At 33.5% G+C, this 1064-nt stretch carries 1 protein-coding gene; it reads left to right on the forward strand.

The features are described from left to right. The first annotated feature begins 288 nt into the window (after positions 1-288). A complete protein-coding gene (locus F6K13_RS34485; protein ID WP_124155184.1) occupies positions 289-582 on the forward strand; it encodes a PleD family two-component system response regulator in 294 nt (97 codons plus the stop codon). Positions 583-1064: the final 482 nt, after the last annotated feature.

Genomic DNA, 1064 nt, shown 5'->3' on the forward strand with positions numbered 1-1064 from the left:
GACGGGTCAGTTATAAATAAAATTTAAGGACTGACAGTACCGACGGTATCAAATAAATACTGAAATTGTCTTTACTTTTCTCCAATATTTCCTCTTTTTCTCCAATATTTCCTCCTGACTCGGTCCTTCTGACTCCTGAGGACTCACAACATTTATTTATAAGTATTCAACCGTTAGCGTAGCTCCCCCGGAGGGGGAACATGATATAAGCCTTTTACTGAGAAAACAGTTTTAGAAACAATCAATAATATTTTCAACAGATATGTGAAGTTCAAAACTATTCTAATAGTGGATAATTCTATTACTGTTCGTCAACTTTTGAGTATGACTTTTATCAAAGCTGGCTATCAGGTAGAAGTAGCAAAAGATGGGTTAGAAGTTTGGAAGAAATTGCAAAATAATTTACACGTTGACTTGATTTCATTAAATATAGAAATGCCGAGGATGAATGGTCAAGAGTTAGCTTTGAAAATTAGAAAAGATTCTAAGTTACAAAATTTACCAATAGTTTTTATGACTTCTCGTGGTACATCCAGAATGGGTGTAGCAATTGAACAATTAGTTAAAATTGTGCTTATATGACAAAACCTTATGTTGAAGAAAAGGTCTTAGAGACTGTAAAAAGTTTATTGAAAAAATAGCCAGTATTGATTGAAGAAGTAGTCAGGAGTCAGGAGGGAAGAAGAAGAAGAAGGAAGTTTTTTATCACTAATTAAACGGACATAATATTATTCCTAATTTACCATCTTCCCACTCCTTATTTCCTATTCTCTGTTATCGCAGTCGCCATTACTGTATTTGACATATCAAAAGCTTAAAACTCAGACAAAACAAGATTTTTCCTTATTCCTTCTCTCCTAGATAACTAAAGCCTTCTTACTTCTTCCTTCTTCCTTCTCTCCTAGATAACTAAAGCCTTCTTCCTTCTGCTATATAGACAAAATTCTTTACTCATATCAAATCCGTTTAATTAGACATAAAAAATTATCGAATCGTCATAACTATACTCATCTTTGTGATTCTCTTTCCTCCTGACTCCTGAGGACTGACTCCTAAAGACTTAA

This window comes from Okeania sp. SIO2B9, from assembly GCF_010672505.1.
In the GTDB taxonomy this organism is placed as follows: Bacteria; Cyanobacteriota; Cyanobacteriia; order Cyanobacteriales; family Microcoleaceae; genus Okeania; species Okeania hirsuta.